Origin of the sequence: Paenibacillus amylolyticus, assembly GCF_001570725.1 — a bacterium.
Taxonomy (GTDB): domain Bacteria; phylum Bacillota; class Bacilli; order Paenibacillales; family Paenibacillaceae; genus Paenibacillus; species Paenibacillus amylolyticus_A.
On the sequence record NZ_BCNV01000011.1, the window covers coordinates 75,063 to 91,606 of the forward strand.

The 16,544-nt window shown below is 50.3% G+C and carries 12 protein-coding genes; 1 reads left to right on the forward strand and 11 read right to left on the reverse strand.

Translation table 11 applies throughout. The features are described from left to right. Window positions 1–10: 10 nt before the first annotated feature. The 4 genes from PAHA3_RS27535 to PAHA3_RS27550 form a co-directional block, all read right to left on the reverse strand. Entirely contained in the window at window positions 11–1,054 is a 1,044-nt protein-coding gene (locus tag PAHA3_RS27535) for an FAD:protein FMN transferase (RefSeq protein WP_062837835.1), read from the reverse strand. Beyond that, a complete protein-coding gene (locus PAHA3_RS27540; RefSeq protein WP_062837836.1) occupies window positions 1,051–1,467 on the reverse strand; it encodes a hypothetical protein in 417 nt (138 codons plus the stop codon). The genes PAHA3_RS27535 and PAHA3_RS27540 overlap by 4 nt, the downstream gene beginning before the upstream one ends. A 197-nt stretch (window positions 1,468–1,664) precedes the next feature. Further along, window positions 1,665–2,648 (reverse strand): MBL fold metallo-hydrolase, encoded by a 984-nt coding sequence (locus PAHA3_RS27545; protein ID WP_062837837.1) that lies wholly within the window; start codon window positions 2,646–2,648, stop codon window positions 1,665–1,667. 27 nt (window positions 2,649–2,675) lie between these two features. After that, window positions 2,676–3,419: a class I SAM-dependent methyltransferase gene (locus PAHA3_RS27550; protein WP_062837838.1), complete on the reverse strand. Its 744-nt coding sequence runs from the start codon at window positions 3,417–3,419 to the stop codon at window positions 2,676–2,678. A gap of 240 nt (window positions 3,420–3,659) precedes the next feature. Between PAHA3_RS27550 and PAHA3_RS27555 the strand changes: the two genes are divergently transcribed. Then, window positions 3,660–4,535, forward strand: a complete 876-nt coding sequence (locus tag PAHA3_RS27555; RefSeq protein WP_062837839.1) for a DUF72 domain-containing protein — start codon at window positions 3,660–3,662, stop codon at window positions 4,533–4,535. 186 nt (window positions 4,536–4,721) lie between these two features. On the opposite strand, the gene PAHA3_RS27560 is transcribed toward PAHA3_RS27555, so the two are convergent. The 7 genes from PAHA3_RS27560 to PAHA3_RS27590 all read right to left on the reverse strand — a co-directional run bounded on the left by PAHA3_RS27560 (window position 4,722) and on the right by PAHA3_RS27590 (window position 16,330). Then, window positions 4,722–6,899, reverse strand: a complete 2,178-nt coding sequence (locus PAHA3_RS27560) for a glycoside hydrolase family 88/105 protein (protein WP_235599583.1) — start codon at window positions 6,897–6,899, stop codon at window positions 4,722–4,724. 57 nt (window positions 6,900–6,956) lie between these two features. After that, window positions 6,957–7,778: a polysaccharide deacetylase family protein gene (locus PAHA3_RS27565; RefSeq protein ID WP_062837841.1), complete on the reverse strand. Its 822-nt coding sequence runs from the start codon at window positions 7,776–7,778 to the stop codon at window positions 6,957–6,959. A 32-nt stretch (window positions 7,779–7,810) separates the two neighbouring features. Next, window positions 7,811–9,427: a glycoside hydrolase family 43 protein gene (locus PAHA3_RS27570; RefSeq protein WP_062837842.1), complete on the reverse strand. Its 1,617-nt coding sequence runs from the start codon at window positions 9,425–9,427 to the stop codon at window positions 7,811–7,813. Window positions 9,428–9,439: 12 nt separating this feature from the next. Continuing rightward, a complete protein-coding gene (locus PAHA3_RS27575) occupies window positions 9,440–12,754 on the reverse strand; it encodes a glycosyl hydrolase (protein ID WP_062837843.1) in 3,315 nt (1,104 codons plus the stop codon). Window positions 12,755–12,991: 237 nt separating this feature from the next. Next, window positions 12,992–14,497 carry an extracellular solute-binding protein gene (locus PAHA3_RS27580; RefSeq protein WP_062837844.1) on the reverse strand — a complete coding sequence of 502 codons (1,506 nt, stop codon included), beginning with the start codon at window positions 14,495–14,497 and terminating at the stop codon, window positions 12,992–12,994. 18 nt (window positions 14,498–14,515) lie between these two features. Beyond that, a complete protein-coding gene (locus PAHA3_RS27585; RefSeq protein WP_017692544.1) occupies window positions 14,516–15,403 on the reverse strand; it encodes a carbohydrate ABC transporter permease in 888 nt (295 codons plus the stop codon). Between the two features lie 12 nt (window positions 15,404–15,415). Next, window positions 15,416–16,330: an ABC transporter permease gene (locus PAHA3_RS27590; RefSeq protein ID WP_062838045.1), complete on the reverse strand. Its 915-nt coding sequence runs from the start codon at window positions 16,328–16,330 to the stop codon at window positions 15,416–15,418. Window positions 16,331–16,544: the final 214 nt, after the last annotated feature.

A 16,544-nucleotide genomic window follows, 5' to 3' on the forward strand; every position in this document is an offset into this window, starting at 1 on the left:
TAGACTTGTCCTATATCAGACTGAAGCGATGATCCGGATCAAAACCGGGCCAGTGCTCAGCGAGCGTATCCGTATTCCCTCTAAAGTAAGTACTCCCATCCCGTGTCATCCACAGGACGTCATGCCGATCATAATGTCGGTTTAACCAGCCCACTGCTTCGGCACTTCCCAGAATGCAGACCGTCTTGGCAATAATCTCGCATTGTGACGCATGCTGTCCGAGAACGGTACACTGTAGCACATCCGTATCCGCCGGTTCCATCGTACGGGGGTCAATGAGGTGATGTGCAAGGCTACCATCTGCATTCTGCCATTGTCTGCGGGAAATACCTGAAGTGGCAACAGCTCCTCGCTGTACACGGACCGCACCTGACACATTCCCCTGATCCTGCAAAGGATCAGCTACTTGCAAGGTCCACTGTGGGTGGTCTGGTGTACCCCATACTTGAATATCTCCACCCGCGTTAATCAACCCCGCCGGAATATGCAACGTTCGCTGTAACCAGTCTGCGATGCGCTCCACTGCCCAGCCCTTAACAATGCCTCCCAGGTCCAGCTCAGCTCCGGGATCCAGATGAACCATCCGGCTGCCTTCCCGCTGAATCCAACTCGGACGGCTGTGGTCATATCGATCTTCCATCAATCCTGAACCATCAGGTGTTTTCGTTCGCAATATCCGTTCAAGCAATGGACGTTGCGATTGTCGTTGTTGCACCTTCTCGAAGCTTAGATCGTATCCCGAAGCCTGAAGAGCCTGCGAGATGCCCGGTTGAAAAATCCCTTCGGTCAGACCAATATATCCGTAAGCCAGACTCAAAACTTCATCCATCGCAGCAGAGATTGGCATCCATCCGGTTGAAGCATTCAGACGATTCAGTTCACTGTCTGCCACAAATCGGCTGAAGCGCTGCTCCTGCGTCTCAAACCAATTCTTCACCAAGGTTGCTGCATGTTCAGCTTCTTCCCGTCCAGCGGACAGTTGCACTTCAACATCCGTGTTCATCGCACGGAATTGAAACCGGAGCGGACGAGTGACTTGCTCCGTGCGGCTCATGATGCACCTGTACGTGACTGATAGTTGCCACTGCTGTACCCGGAGTCAGTACCCTGGTTATTTTGTCCATAACGCTGAGAATCGGAATAACTTCCCTTGTCAATCATGCTTTGGTCCGCCCCAGCGGATTGTGTGCTATCAGATGTTCCATTATCTTGACTATCATTATTGTCATTGTCCTGCGTATTCCAGTTGTGGCTGTCCGTTGTGCTACTGATCCATTCATCCATCACATCATCACGCGTATCCACCTGACTTGAAGCAGTAACACTTGTGTCTGCGCCATTCGCTGCTGCATAAGCCACATCAAAGGCATCCGAAGTTCTTACATATTGAAAGAGTGCAGCCACGGTCAACGTTGCTGCCGCTGAAGCTTGCCATTTTCTCCATTGATTCCGTTTTCTTCTGGTCATCGCTCTTCCCTGCTTTCTTTAGGGTGTGTCTCCAAACGCTCCCTAGCGAAGTTCATAGATGTATCATAGGCGCGCTGGCTTAAAAATAGATGAATGAACCGTTAAGAGAGGCTAAAAAGGCCCAGAACAGGTGAATTTCCTGTCCCGAGCCTCTATATAGGATCGCATTATGATTTCATATCCATATCATCATTCCGTTAGAATCGAAAATAGAACGTGCCATCCGGTCGCTGCTCTTGCTTCACTGCTTCGCGTCGAATTAACTCCTGCAGATGGGCCAAAGTCTCACTCATGGCAAATCGCAGTTGATGGGTACCGAGTCGATTGCCAAACATGTGCACACAGATGTCATACGCATTCGCCGGTGACTCCTGAATTCGCTCCGTCATCTTCTGAAGGCGTTCCTCGTGATGAGCGAGCAGATGAACTGTCCTTTCGTTGAACTGTGCAAAAGGATTCCGATGCCCCGGATACGCCTGCTTGACATTCAGAGCCCCGAGACGATGCAATCCTTCCATATAAGACAATAAAGGATCCGGATCACTGCCCGGTTGCAGACTGATATTCGGTGAAATCTGGGGCAATACGGCATCTCCGCACAGAATCTCCATGGACTCCGGGGCATAAAAGGATAAATGGCCGGGGGCATGTCCCCCCGTCTCCACAGCAACCCAACGTTTCCCGCCCATATCGAGCCACTCACCGTCTTCAATGGGTGTCACCTTCGGAAGTGGTGTGATCTGTGAAGTAAATGCCTTCATATGTTCATGCATCTGCTCTGTCTTGTCTTCCGGCATTCCGTGGCTTCCATAATAATCAGGTAATAATGTATTAATACGTGAATCAGGTCCCCACATATAATCGGCCTCTTGGCGGGATCTTGTGGACATTCGAACGGGTGCCCCCGTCATCTGTTGCATCCAACCCGACAACCCAAGATGATCCGGATGATGATGAGTCAACACAATTTGATGGATATTGTCAAAGGACAGACCGAGATCTGCCAGCGCTTCATGCCACTCCAGTTCCGTTTCCGAATTACGCGGTCCCGGGTCTATAATGGTGATTGTTCCATCGGATTCAGACAACACATAACTGTTGACCCATCGCAGGGGAAAAGACATGGTAATCTTGACCCGGTGTATGCCCTCTGTCATGGACATCTCTTCTGTTCGCTTCATCGTATTCCCCTTCCACACGCTCTCTGTTCACTCCACAGGACGATGACCCACAAAAATCATGCGCGGAGAAGCCTGCTCGTCATATTTCTCTTCATCGTAGCCGCCATGGACCTGATCTACCCGCAGTCCGGCGGCACTTAACATCTGACTCAGTTGATCCCGTGTGTACAACTTCACACGCTCCTGATATACCCGCGGTTCATCTCCGGATGTAGTATCCGTAATGCGAATTTCCTTTTGCACAAATCCATCCTCAATCTTGCGGAACTCCTCAATTCGCTGCCCTTCATCCTCTCGAACCGAGTGCGGCACCAGATGACGCGTCACATATGCCGTGTTCATAAAATCAATAATATAGCTGCCACCCGGGCGAAGCATGCGATGAATGGCACGTAATACTTTCAGTTGTTCTCCGTCCTCCAGGAAATAACCAAACGATGTGAACAGATTAACTACGGCGTCGAAGCCACCTTTTAGCGGCAGTTCACGCATGTCCGCATGACACCAAGATACTCGGTGTTCGTCATCCATTAGGCGGGCTTCACGCAAAAGCACATCGGACAGATCGACTCCGGTCACTCGTAACCCTGCATCAGCAAGTGCCAGTGAGTGCCGTCCCATACCACAGCATAGATCCAATACTTCAGAATCGGGCTTAAGCTTCAACCAATTGATCATTTTATGTACTTCCTGATAGGCACCCTGCACATCCCGGTGCTTGTATACGAGAAGATAATCTTCTCCGAAACTCTTTTCATACCATTCCGTCATCCATTCTCGCCCTCCACATGGTCATCGGCCCCACTGTCCGTCATACGCTGTCGTTCAGGCCTGATCATTTCCCCTAAGCTTTAATTTATTGTAACGTCTTTATCCTGCAAACTCAAAAAATTCCAGTAAGTCACCCGCATTGAAGAGCCAAAATGCACACGATATAATGTTAAACATACGCATACCCTGCGAATCGGTTAAGTATAAGAGGTTGTTCAAAAAGCAACAGGAGGTGTTCTTATGATTCACATCGGACTTACCGGATGGGGGGATCAGGAAGATCTCTATCCGAACCGTACCAAAGCCAAAGACAAGCTTAGTCTATACGGACAATACTTCTCCACCGTGGAGGTGGATAGTTCCTTCTACGCTGTTCAGCCGCGGGATCGAATGGCACGATGGGCTGCCGAGACGCCCGAATCCTTTGCTTTTATCATCAAAGCCTACCAGGGAATGACAGGACATCTGCGAGGCAAGCCCTACTTCACGAGCACGTCGGAGATGTATAAGGCTTTTCGGGAATCACTGGAGCCTGTGATTGAAGCTGGCAAAATGCAGGCGGCCTTGTTTCAATATCCACCTTGGTTTGAATGCAATAAGGACAACGTGAAAGAGCTTCGTGAAGTGAAACTTCGAATGGAGGGTATTCCGTGCGCCCTCGAATTCCGTCATCGCAGCTGGTATGAAGATGGCATGCGAGAGCGGACGCTTGCGTTCCTGAAAGAGCAAGGCTGGATTCACAGCGTCTGTGACGAACCTCAGGCGGGTCCAGGTTCCATTCCCATCGTGCCACAGGCCACGGATTCGGAGATGACACTGGTACGCATGCACGGACGCAATGTGTCCGGGTGGCATCAGAATGGTGCGCCCAATTGGCGCGAGACCCGTTATTTATACCGTTACAACAAGGAAGAGCTGTTGGAGTGGAAAGAATATCTGGAGCAATTGCAGGAGCAGAGCAAGGATGTCTATGTTATTTTTAACAACAACTCCGGTGGCGATGCAGCGGCGAATGCCCAGATGATGATGGACCTGCTGGACCTGCCGGTGAAGCCTTTTCCTGACCGTACTGAACCAGAGCAGGAAGAAGGACCGGAGCAGCTGGAATTATTTTGATCCGTGTTCATGATGCAGTTATTCATATTATTGGGTGAAGGTTAGTGTGTTTTTGCTATCATGCTGATCAGATTCGGGATTGAAATCACACTAAAAGCGGCAAGCCTGAGGGCATTGCCGCTTTCTTTAGCTGGTTATCTACCTATAGAAGGCTATCCACATCCATCCGTTCCGTTGCGTCAAACATCAGCGCTGCGCGGCTGTAACCGAAGAATCGAAAGACACCTCGCTTAGCTGCTGGTTCATTTTATGCGCCTCAATGCCAGCCAAGAGCACAATGCCGATTCCATGGGTATCGTTCAGATTCCAACCCAGATCATCGCGATAATACAAGGCGGTAAACGAGTACCCGGAGCCTCGGCATACCCCATATATATTGCCTTTGTAATCAATCGACAAGCGCGTCATGCCTTCCCATCCTTTGCGTACGGCCTCCAGATAAGGCTCCGGCTGTTCCAGCCACCCTTCCCGAATGCCACGTGCGTAAGCGTAGATGAACATGGATGTACAGGAAGTCTCTTCATACGAATCCGGGCGGTTCAACACCTGATGCCACAGTCCATTTTCCCCTTGCAGCGCCAAATAACCTTGACTTAAATCACGATAGAAACTTAGCAATTCCGGCCGTTTCACATGATCACTCGGTAGGATGGATAACAGTTCGGTTAAGGAGAATAGCACCCAGCCGTTTCCCCGTCCCCACGGAATACCTGTCGCCCGACCACGCACAAAATCATACACATGGGACATGATCTGTTGTTCAGGAAGATAGAGGTACTTACGGAACATCAGGAACTGATTGACCGCATCATCCCAATACGCCCCATCACCTGTCAACTGACCATACCGCATCAGAAAAGGTGTACTCATGTATAAGTCATCACACCACATCGTCTCCTGATGCATCTCTCCACTGCCACGAACCCGGTAAAAGGCACCATCTTCCAGACGTTCCTGCTCATCCGTAATGTAACCCGCAATCCGATCCGCGGTGTCTCTTCCCCCACGAATATCGCCCAACTCCATCGCAGCGAGCAGTGTAGATCCAAACGAACCGCAATCATCCAGACTGTCTATGGCAGACAGTTGATTATTGATTCCTGCCGCACCGTATCCTTCCCGATCCCACAGACCGTAGCGATCAAATGAAGTGCTCAGTTCAATATGTTGCCGCACATACTGAATGTAATCATCCCGACCCAATTCCTGTCCCGTTTGGAGAAGTCCAAGCAAGGTGACACCGAGCGGATAATTCCACTTCCCGTAATGTGTATTCTCCAGATAGGGACGAACATGTGTATCGGGAAGGTCTACCCGCCAATATACACCTTGGGCGCCATCATCAAACACAGTATCCGTTCTCACAATGTCCGTGTGGGATGGTTCAGCACCGGGAGCAAACACACCTGTGTACAGCCAAGGGTCAGAACATCCCGCGACCGGATGAGGCGATTTCAGTCTCCAGCCTGTGGAACCCGAACGCTCGGCATCTTCCAACGTGAATCCCCATGAGCCGCCGACTGCCTGGATTACACCTTTCGCGACCAGATCAGATGAGCCGTAACGGCGCGGGACTTCAACGCAGAAGTTACCACTACTTCCAGCAGAGTATACTTCCGTGCCACCCACATACAGGGTCAAAGCTCCATCATGACGACCTTTTAAAATAACTGGTGATGTTCCTGGCCAGGTTACATCCAATCTGGACCATGCGTAGGCCACAGCTGGTTGTTCCGTGCCGAAGATCCGGGCAAAAGAACCCACGCTCTGCTCCTCATCCGTCCACGCCTTGCGCGGATACCAGGTAAGACCTGTTTCTTCTTCCGTCATGCCGTCACGAGGAAGAGCTAGTACAGGTTCGTCGACGGGTTCCGAATATAACCAGCCCTCCTGTCCCTGACGATCTGCCCCAGGAGTGAGGAAGTGCAGCGGGAAATTTTTGAACGAGGCTGTTCCGTAGATACCGCCGAATCCCACTTCTGTTTTGACAAAACATAGCAACACATCATTCCAGCCATAGTTAACGGAAATCGGAATCTGGGTTCTTCGCTCGGGAAATAATTCCTGCAACAGCTCAGACTTGAATACCTCTTCACCATTCACATAGATCGTCACTGGACTATAACAGTTCAGGCCTGTATTTAACGTTGCATTCTGCTCGCTCCATAATTTGCCCCATACATACACGTACTGCCCTGCACGCGCCTCTACGCATTTCTCATTCAGATTCAGGTCGTAGCGATAATCCCCCAGCCTGCGAAAACCTCCCTGATGATAGGCTCTGAACAAAAATGAATGTTTCGGATGATCGCCAATATAACGCTGAGCCACCGTAGTCAATATATCCGGAATTGATTCGTACACCTTGCCTGCAATCGCCTCGTTCTCATGAAAATAACGAATGATCGTCAGCTCCCTTCCTTATACCTTGATTCGTTCGCTTAGCCGCAATGTCTCTCCGCCTTGCACTTCAACAACCTGCTGATCTGCCGTGAACCAAACCGGGATGGCAGACGGATTATGGATGATGGATCGATCAGCTGAACACTCCAGTCGTTGCACCGCTTTCCAGTAGGCAATCACTTCAATGTTCGTCGCGTACCAGATGTCGTTCCTGCCGCCAATCTGCTCACCGAACTGTTCGATGATCTCCCAGTTGCCGTTGTCATTGAACTCATAGCTGTGACCCCAGACGTAGAGCAATAGTGGCGTACCTGTTTTGGAATGTTGGATAAAACGCTCGGCATGTGCCGCCAGATCATGGTTATGATGGCAGGTCGGATGCCATTCAAGGGGACGGTCTGGCAACGTGTATCTGCCATGTGATTCAACGGTACGAGCATAATCGATACCAAGCCACTCCAGCTTTGTACTTAGCGCACGGTCATACCCTCCATTGGGATAAGCCATGCCTCGTACCGGATAACCGACAAGCTGCTCCAATGCTTTTCGGTCCTCCATAATCTCTTCGGTCAGGAGTTCATTCGGAACATAAGGCAGCGTAGGGTGAGTAACCGTATGAACAGCCACTTCATGCCCCGCATACAGTTCAGCGACTTCCCCCACCTCAATGCGACCTGGATTACCCAGGGTACCGGAGTTCAGATTAAATGTTCCCCGCAGGCCATACCGATTACAGACTTTAACCAGTCTGCGATCATGCACCACTCCATCGTCATAACTGAGCGTCAGCGCTTTCATCACACCACCTGGATAACGGTCAAACTGAATACGATGTCCCATCTTGCTCATCCTCCTGCTTCTGCGCTTACTTCCTAGTCCCGAATTTCCTTCACGTTAAAATAACGAAAAACACCCTCACCTCCACGATTCGCGAACCGTGTGTTTACAGCAAAGATACCCATTTTCGCACCAACCCAGAGGGCTGTTGTGGCGTTAAACGGTGTACCGATCGGCTGAAACTCCGCTCCGTCCTCACTCCAACTGAACTGGCACAAGGCAGGTTCTGTCAGGGTGAGCCGAAGATGAATAGTCCAGCCGGTTACATGCGAACCCTGGCCCTCCCAGTCCAGTCCCGTTTCCTCCCATTCATCTGCATGCAGATGGCTGTCTGCACGTTTGGCTCCACGAATCAACGATAACCGAATGGTGCCGTCTTCTGTATGTAACAGACACAGGCTTGCATACGAATCACCAAACATGATGAGACCTGACTGATCCCCTTCCTGTCCAGGCAGGAACGTGAGCTTGGTCGTGGCTTCAAATTCAGATGCGGGCAGCTTCTGCAAGAGAAGATGAGGTGTGCCAAACAAAGACTGAATGCCCTCCGGGTATGGATGAGCAGGTAATACCAGTCCTCTTTCCGTACCTGCATCAGCCCACTCGGGACGGGAGTTCGCCTGCCATTGCCATTGCAACCCCAGATGATCAGACTGAAAATTATCGGATACATCAGGTACATTAATAGGATAGACTGCTCCTACATCCGGTTTGACGTGCACATCCACAGGTTCACCCGTTCCATGACCTTCACGGTCTATTCCAATAATAGGCCAGCCGTCTTCCGTCCACGTCATCGGCTGAAGATGAACAATTCGCCCATAGGCATCCCGATCCTGAAAATGAATAAACCAGGACTGCCCCGATTCCAGCTCCACGTACCCTCCCTGATGAGGTCCATTGACCGACGAAGCTCCCTGATGCATGACAATTCGATCTTCATAGGGCCCAAATACCTGTTGGGAACGCAAAACCGTCTGCCACCCCGGCTTCACGCCTCCAGCCGGAGCAAAAATATAATAATATCCCTCGCGCTTGTAGAACTTAGGCCCTTCAATGGTCGGATGATGTTCGGTCCCATCAAAGACGATCATGCCTTCGTCCAGAAGTTTCCTTCCATCCGCAGCCATCCGGCACACCTGAATTTTGCTCTTGATCCTACTACGACTATGGGCAAAAGCATGTACCAGATAGGCTTGCCCATCCTCATCCCATAAAGGACAAGGGTCAATCCAGCCCTTCACTTCATGAACGAGATGCAGCGGCGACCACTCGCCCTCAGGGTGATCGGCCGTGGTCATAAAGATGCCCTCATCCGGTGTGCTGAAGAAGATCCAGTACTTTCCGTCGTGATACCGAATGCTGGGTGCCCATACGCCTTTGCCATGAAGAGGTACATCATATCCTGGCAGATCCAGCCGATCTATGGCATATCGGACAAGCCGCCAGTTCACCAGGTCCTTCGAATGTAAAATCGGTAGCCCCGGGGTATGCGAGAAACTCGATGCCGTCATATAGAAGTCATCTCCTACACGAATCACATCCGGATCCGAATAATCCGCATGCAGAATCGGATTGCGGTATGTACCGTCTCCCTGATCCGCGACCCAGACCGGGTCCAGTCTTTGTTGTTCTGATTGGGTTGTACTCATACGTTCACTCCTTCATCTCAATTCTTCCGCAGGTACATGACCTGCATCCTGTAATCGATGATGTTCCGAATCAAAATACGTACCTTCCAGCAGGCCAATCAACGTGTTGGTAATGCGAACTTCAATGTCGTTATCCCCTGAACGAAGCCAGGAGGCTTCTCCCTTCCAGCGATACGGAGACCAGCATCGCACACCAAGACTATGTCCGTTCACCCGCACTTCCGTCACATCCTGCACCCGCCAATCGCTAAATTCCAGTTCAAATGTGGCAACATCTTTCCCCGGCTCATCCAGCCAGAACGTGCGTTTATAGCTTATTTCCCCGGCAAAATGGGGATACAGCGGCTGCGGTTCAGGTCCAATGCGAAGGGCCGTGTCCGGTTCCCGCACGAGCGAAGCCAGGCCTTCATGATGGAACTCCACGCCGAATCTACCTTGTAGATACAAGGGATCAACGATGCCATCCTCATCTTTCATCACCTGCACGATCACCGTCATTTCGTTGAGACCGCTGTGCAGCAGCTCGGTGATATCACAAGCTATATTACTGTGGTCGGTTATTTCGATTGGATCGAATTGTTCTTTTTCAAGGGGTTGCCCATTAATCTCCATGGACCAACTGCCCGAGATCGCCGCTCTGTCCATGAATAACAGACATGCAGGCAAAGCGGTTCTCAGCTCAAATGTGGTCGTATATCGACACTCGATCGGGTAAGCAACGGATGCTTTTTTCGGTGTGCCAAATACCTGATTAAACTGGACTGGCAGAGGATACTGTTCCGATAATTCTGCCGCCTGATCAATAAACGGTTTCACAGCTACATGCTGGCTTTCCAGAATTATTCCGTTAGCATTGGAAGCCTGAAGATCGAATTGTCCCATTCGCAAAATGTTAGACTGCACCGTTTCCATCCGCCATGGCCCTTCTGAAGGAACTCTGATGAACGTCGAACCCGTTTTTTCTGCTACATCCACTTTCGTTGGTTCTGCCTCTTCCTTCGCAGCTTGTAAAGTAAGGCGTACAGCATTCGCTTCGTATGGCGCCAGCGTTAGTGAAATACACCATTCCCCGCCACTGCTCGTATACGGCAAGGCTTGAAGCTGCCCTGTCTCCAGATCGAGTCGTTCTGCCACGAGACAAGCACCCTCTGCCAGCTCCGTTCCATCCCACAGCTGTTTGGCGACCAGCTTCAATTGCCCCTTCAGGTCCTGACCCTCTTGATTGGTCAAGAAAACCATATGCTCTCCAGCCGACAATTCACGAGTTTGCATCAGCAGAGATGCACTTTCCTCCTCCATGATCCAGCAGATGGGTTCGGGCAATACCTGATCGAGCAGGAGGGAGATCAGCTCCAGCGAAAAGTCATCTCCTTGCCCTGTTCCTGCGGGTAGAAAATAAGCATTCCCCTCACCCTGATGCCACATGGTTTCACGGTTATCGTGATCTGTTGCCACGCTACGGCCCCAGTACACCTCTTGCGGCTGCTCACCCGCGCCAAAGAACTGGGCAGCTTCATCTCCCTCCGGACTTCCCGGCTGAATCGCAATATGCGGTGGCATCCCAACAGAAATGACCGTTCCTCCCTGCCGAATAAATCGCTTCACTTGTTCCCAGGCCGCGGCCTCCAGATTCAGCATCGGTGGCAGGATCAACACCTCATAACGGGCTATACCGATCTGAATAATGCCATCCGTTAAGTCAGCTTCCGCCAACAATTCGGGATCAAGGTGGTCATAATCACGTCTGTTTTCGAGGAGATGGGTAGTAATCCGCATCCAGTCCTTCGTCAGGCGCTCCAGTTGCGCGCGTTCTAATTCGTCCTCGCCGCTATACTCGAATCCATGCAGCGGATTACCCATCAGACTCCAGAATGTCGTCGTTGGATCAAGCACAGCAATTCGAATATCTGCTGCTCCGGTGCTCATGAGATAGCTCAACCGTCCGGTGTAATCCCCCAACTGCCGGAAATGCTTCCAGTAGGGATTCTGCAAAAATTGAGACGGCGGTGCATCATGCTTCGCAAGCCCACCAATCGTATAGAAAAAGGCGTGAAAGTTATAGAAATTGGTGCCCATGGCAGCCATGCGATCAATCATCCACTTGGCATCCTGCAGCGTCATGGACCAGCCTACACTGTGAAAACATTCAATCAGATTGCGGTCTCGGCCCAATTGCCGGGCAAGCGAGCTGACCATCTTGGGGTTGTCACGCATCTTTTGACCGTATCGTTCCAGTATCCACGATAAGGACCGTCCGATTTTCTCATGTGCCGAATCACCACCTGGCATATGGCTGAACAACTGGGTGGTCATCCGTACGCCAGGCACCTCAGCCGCATACTGAATCCCTGCTTCCTCACACCAGTCATGCACCTGTTTGTGATAGGACTCCCTTAGAAGCAGATGCAGTGACTGATAGTAGTCATACCGAATCCGATGCGCGTCTGGAACATCACCGTATAGCAGGGCCGGTAGCGAATCGATCAGACTATAACCACAACGCTCACTGAAATAACGGGGAAGTTGTGGAGACCAGGGGAGACGACCCAGTGGTGCAATCTCATCCGAGAACATGCCTTTGATCACGCTTTCAAATTGATCTCCAACCGCTGACTTATAACGCTCATGTGTCAGTTCAATAAATCGGCTCATCGCTTCATTGTGGCAAGGGTCAACAAAGTTGCCGTAATATTTGAAATCGTCGATCTCTTTTTCCTGAAATATAATCAACTCCCAATCACCCGCGGGAACATCCCAGAGCAAGCGGAACGCTGTTCGGTAGGTGAAGAACCGCTTGCGGTTATACGATGTAAGCCCGGTCTCCTGATAGACCTGATCGGTCTGGATATTGCCGATTTTGCTGCGCAGATCGATGGAATCTTGCCACAGACGCTTGCCCTCGGAGTCCTTGGGAATCGCCTTGGCAACCAAGACTCGTCCCCATGGCAACTCCAGATCCACAGCTTCTCCGCCCTGAACCACCAACTGATGATGCACGAGCTGACGCTGCTTCGCTTCAGGAAAATCAAGGGTCACTTCCCCGCCAGCCATTCCACTCGGATAGGGATACTCGTCATATAACCATACCTGCATGACATGATCGGCAGCTGCCTGCACTGCAATCCGCACCTTATCAAACCACGCTTCCGACAGATAGGGAATCTGTAGTCCCTGACGTGGACAGATGAAGAATCCACCTACACCTTGCGCCGCCATCTCAGCCACTTGCCGCTTAATCTGTTCTTCTTCCATATCCCCATTCCAGAACCAAAAGGGATGAACCCGGTACTGCGCCTCAGGATTGTCAAATGCATCCCCGTTCCACATGTTGCCTTCCTCCCTGCCTGTTCAAGAGTGGTCGTCCAGCTTTACCAATAACGTTCATTTCAGTTCAAATAGGTTTGTTTTGTTTTGATTATACATCAAAAACCATATTCAGGAAGTCATATTTTCCAGAAAGTTGGATGAAATTTGGTTCGCGCATCTAGTCATTACAGCGATAAGAAAAAGCCCGGCTGTTTCCGCTACACTGAAAGCACGGCTGCCGGGCTCTGGCTTATACGACTACTTCAATGCAGCGTACAGTTCATTAACTTCTTTGACATAATCGTCTCCGCCATTGTTCTTCCACAGAGCAACAGCATCTTCGAACCCTTTCTCATCAATCTGGCCTACGATATATTTGATCCGTGCATCGTTAATGATATTGTCCAGCTGTGGTCCTTTCTGGGCGTAAACATCAGAGATCAGCGGTTCACCAGGATTGGCGATGACAATCTCTTCGTTGGCTTTCTGCACCTGTGCAACCTTTTCACGGACAGGTGTCTGTTGGACGCGAAGCGTCCTGTCTTCTGGCACAAACATCAAAATCTGATTTAAGCCTTGTAGGTCGCGGAGTGCAAGCTTGTCAGTGCTTGGTACGATGTAGTCTTCTTTTTTCTCATACTGCTTGCCTTCCAGTCCGTTGTACAACAATGCCTGTAATTCCGGTTCATTCAGCTGATCGAGGAAGCTCAGCACCTTCTTCAGGTCCTCTTCCGTTTTGACACTGCTTTTGGAAATGGCAATCAGGCCGGAGTAGCCAGACGTTGGCATATCACGCAGTCCCTTTGGACCTTCCATCGCTTGCAGCACATCCACACGTCCTGTCGCATTAGGGTCTTTATCGAGTATTTTCTGATCCATGCGCTGCGCATTATCTGCTACATCCACCATGACACCGGCTTGCCCATTCACAAATGGATCAGGCAGTTTCGTTGCATCCATCACGGCAAAGTCCTTGTTCACCAGACCTTCGCTATAGATTTGACGGAAAAATTTCAGTGCTTCCATGTATTCAGGTGTCTCATGCGCCGGAATCAGACCACTGCTGCCATCATCTCCCCATTTGTTCGGCGCACCGAACCATACCTGCATGTTATCCCACGGACCCGTAAATTTGCTGGCAACCAGACCGTACGTATCATCCTTGCCATTACCATCCGGATCATCCTTCGTGAACGCTTTCAATACATTGTAAAATTCATCAATCGTCTTCGGCTCTTCCAGCCCAAGATTCTCCAGCCAATCTTTGCGGATTGTGACCCCATTCCGTCCTAAGGCGCGTGCCCGGTAGATCCCATAGGTTTTGCCATCGATGGATGCATTGTTGGTGATGATTTCATTCATTTGACTCAGATTCGGATAGTCTTTCAGATAAGGACCAAGCTCCCAGAATGCCCCGGTTCGGGCCGCATTAATGAAACTTGGGGACTTCCCTAACACCACCATAATCTGGGGTAGCTTTCCCGAGGCCAGTGTAATGTTGAATTTGTCTTCGTACGAGCTGCTCGGCACCCACTGTAGGTTCACATCCACCTTGGTCAATTCTTCAAGCTTCTGGATGACCGGGCTGTTCTCCGGCGGATTCTCCGCTTCAAAGTTCGGAAGCATAATGGTAATTTCGACAGTTCCACCCGCAGCTGTTCCTGAACCTGCTTTTTCCGTGGAGCATGCGCCCAGAATCGTACTCAGTACCAGTGACGCAGAGAGTAACAGTGCACCTTTTTTGAATCCCGTTTTTTGTCCCATACGTTCTCCCCCTTGGCTTTAGCCTTTGATTGAACCTAACATGACACCTTTGGCAAAATGCTTCTGCAAAAACGGATACACCAACAAAATTGGAATGGTACCTACAACGATCACCGCCATTTTGATCGACTGCTCTGGTGGCTGTACAAAATTGGGGTCCATGTTCGCCATATCTCCGACACTGGCCTGCGAGAGCAATACGATCTGTCTGAGCATGACTTGTAGCGGCCATTTGTCACTATCGGAAATGTACAGCAGTGCCGAGAAAAAGTTATTCCAATGTCCCACGGCGTAGAATAACGCGAACGTGGCAATCACCGGCTTCGATAAAGGCAGAACGATTCGCCACAGCACGCCGAGATCCGAACAGCCGTCGATGCGGGCCGCTTCCTCCAGCCCGGGCGGCATTTGCTGAAAAAAGTTTTTGACAACAATTAAGTTAAAAGCGCTGATCGCGCCAGGAAGCATAAGTGCCCAGTAGGAATCAAGCAGTCCCAGTCCACGAATGACGAGATACGTTGGAATCATACCACCGCCGAATAACATCGAGAAGATCACCATGTTCATCATGACGTTACGGCCCCAGAAGTCACTTCTGGATAGTGGATAGGCCATCGTTAATGTGAAGAACAGATTGACCAGTGTACCTGCCACCGTGATGAAAATGGAAACGCCAATGCTGCGAAAGATCGTGGACGAAGAAAAGATATACTCATACGCGCTGAAGGAAAACACCTTCGGAATGAGGAAGAAACTGCGTTCGGTAATCTCGGCTTCCGTTGCGAAAGAATTCCCTATAATATACAGGAAAGGAAGGACGGTTAATATGCCCAGAATCCCCAGCATGACGTAATTGAAGATATCAAATACCTTGCCGGCAGGGCTGTTGTATAGACGGCTGTTCATGGGCGCTCCTCCTTAATAAATTCCGGGGTGACCGAATTTTTTCGCAAGTTTATTACTGCCAAGCACCAGAATGATCCCCACTACAGACTTGAATAGTCCAACAGCGGTACTGTAACTGAATGCACCTTGCGTAATCCCCACCGTGTACACATACGTATCAAATACGTCAGCGACATCCCGGTTGAGAGAGTTGGTCATCAGATAGATTTGCTCAAATCCGGTATCGAGGAAGTTCCCCAGTCTGAGAATGAGCAAAATGACAATAGTCGTACGAATCGCGGGAAGCGTGATATGCCACATCCGCCGTAACCGTCCTGCGCCATCCACAATGGAGGCTTCATATTGTTCCGTATCTACACCTGCGAGGGCTGCAAGGAAAATGATTGTTCCCCATCCCATCTCCTTCCACATCATCTGAACAATAATGAGCGGACGGAACGAACCCGGACTGGAGAGTACATCAATAGGCTTGCCTGTAATCCAAGCGATCAGGTCGTATAACACCCCGCCTTGCGGGGTCAGGAACACATACGTGATACTGGCGATAATCACCATGGATACAAAATGGGGGACATAGACCAGTGTTTGAATCGTTCTTTTGAAGAAAGCGACCCGAATTTCATTTAATAACAAGGCGATAATGATCGGTGCCGGGAAAAAGAAGATGAGATCATACAGGGCCAGGACCAGCGTATTGCGTAATAGTCGAAAGAAGTCCGGGTTGGAGAAGAAGTTCGTAAAGTTCTCTAGCCCAACCCAGCTGCTCTCCCGGATGCCCAGGAAAGGCTGGTAGTCCTGAAAGGCAATGACGATCCCCCACATGGGCAAGTATTTAAAGATGACAAAGTACAAAAAGCCGGGAAGCACAAGCACATATAACCATTTGTTTCGTTTGATCTGCCTTTTCCAATTTGACTCTCGTCTCATGGGCCTTGTGGCCCTATCCGCTTGGGTGGTTGCAGTGCCGTTGGTATTCCAGTCCGTCTTCCCGTTCATCATGTCTCCCCTTCCTCAGCAATGTAAGCGTTATCAATTAACCTGATACTCAGACTATACAGACGCCTGGTTTCCGGCAACCTTCATTTTTTGCATTGCTCCGGCACATTGGCCGAAAAGCCCGCTATAACGCCATTCTCACAAG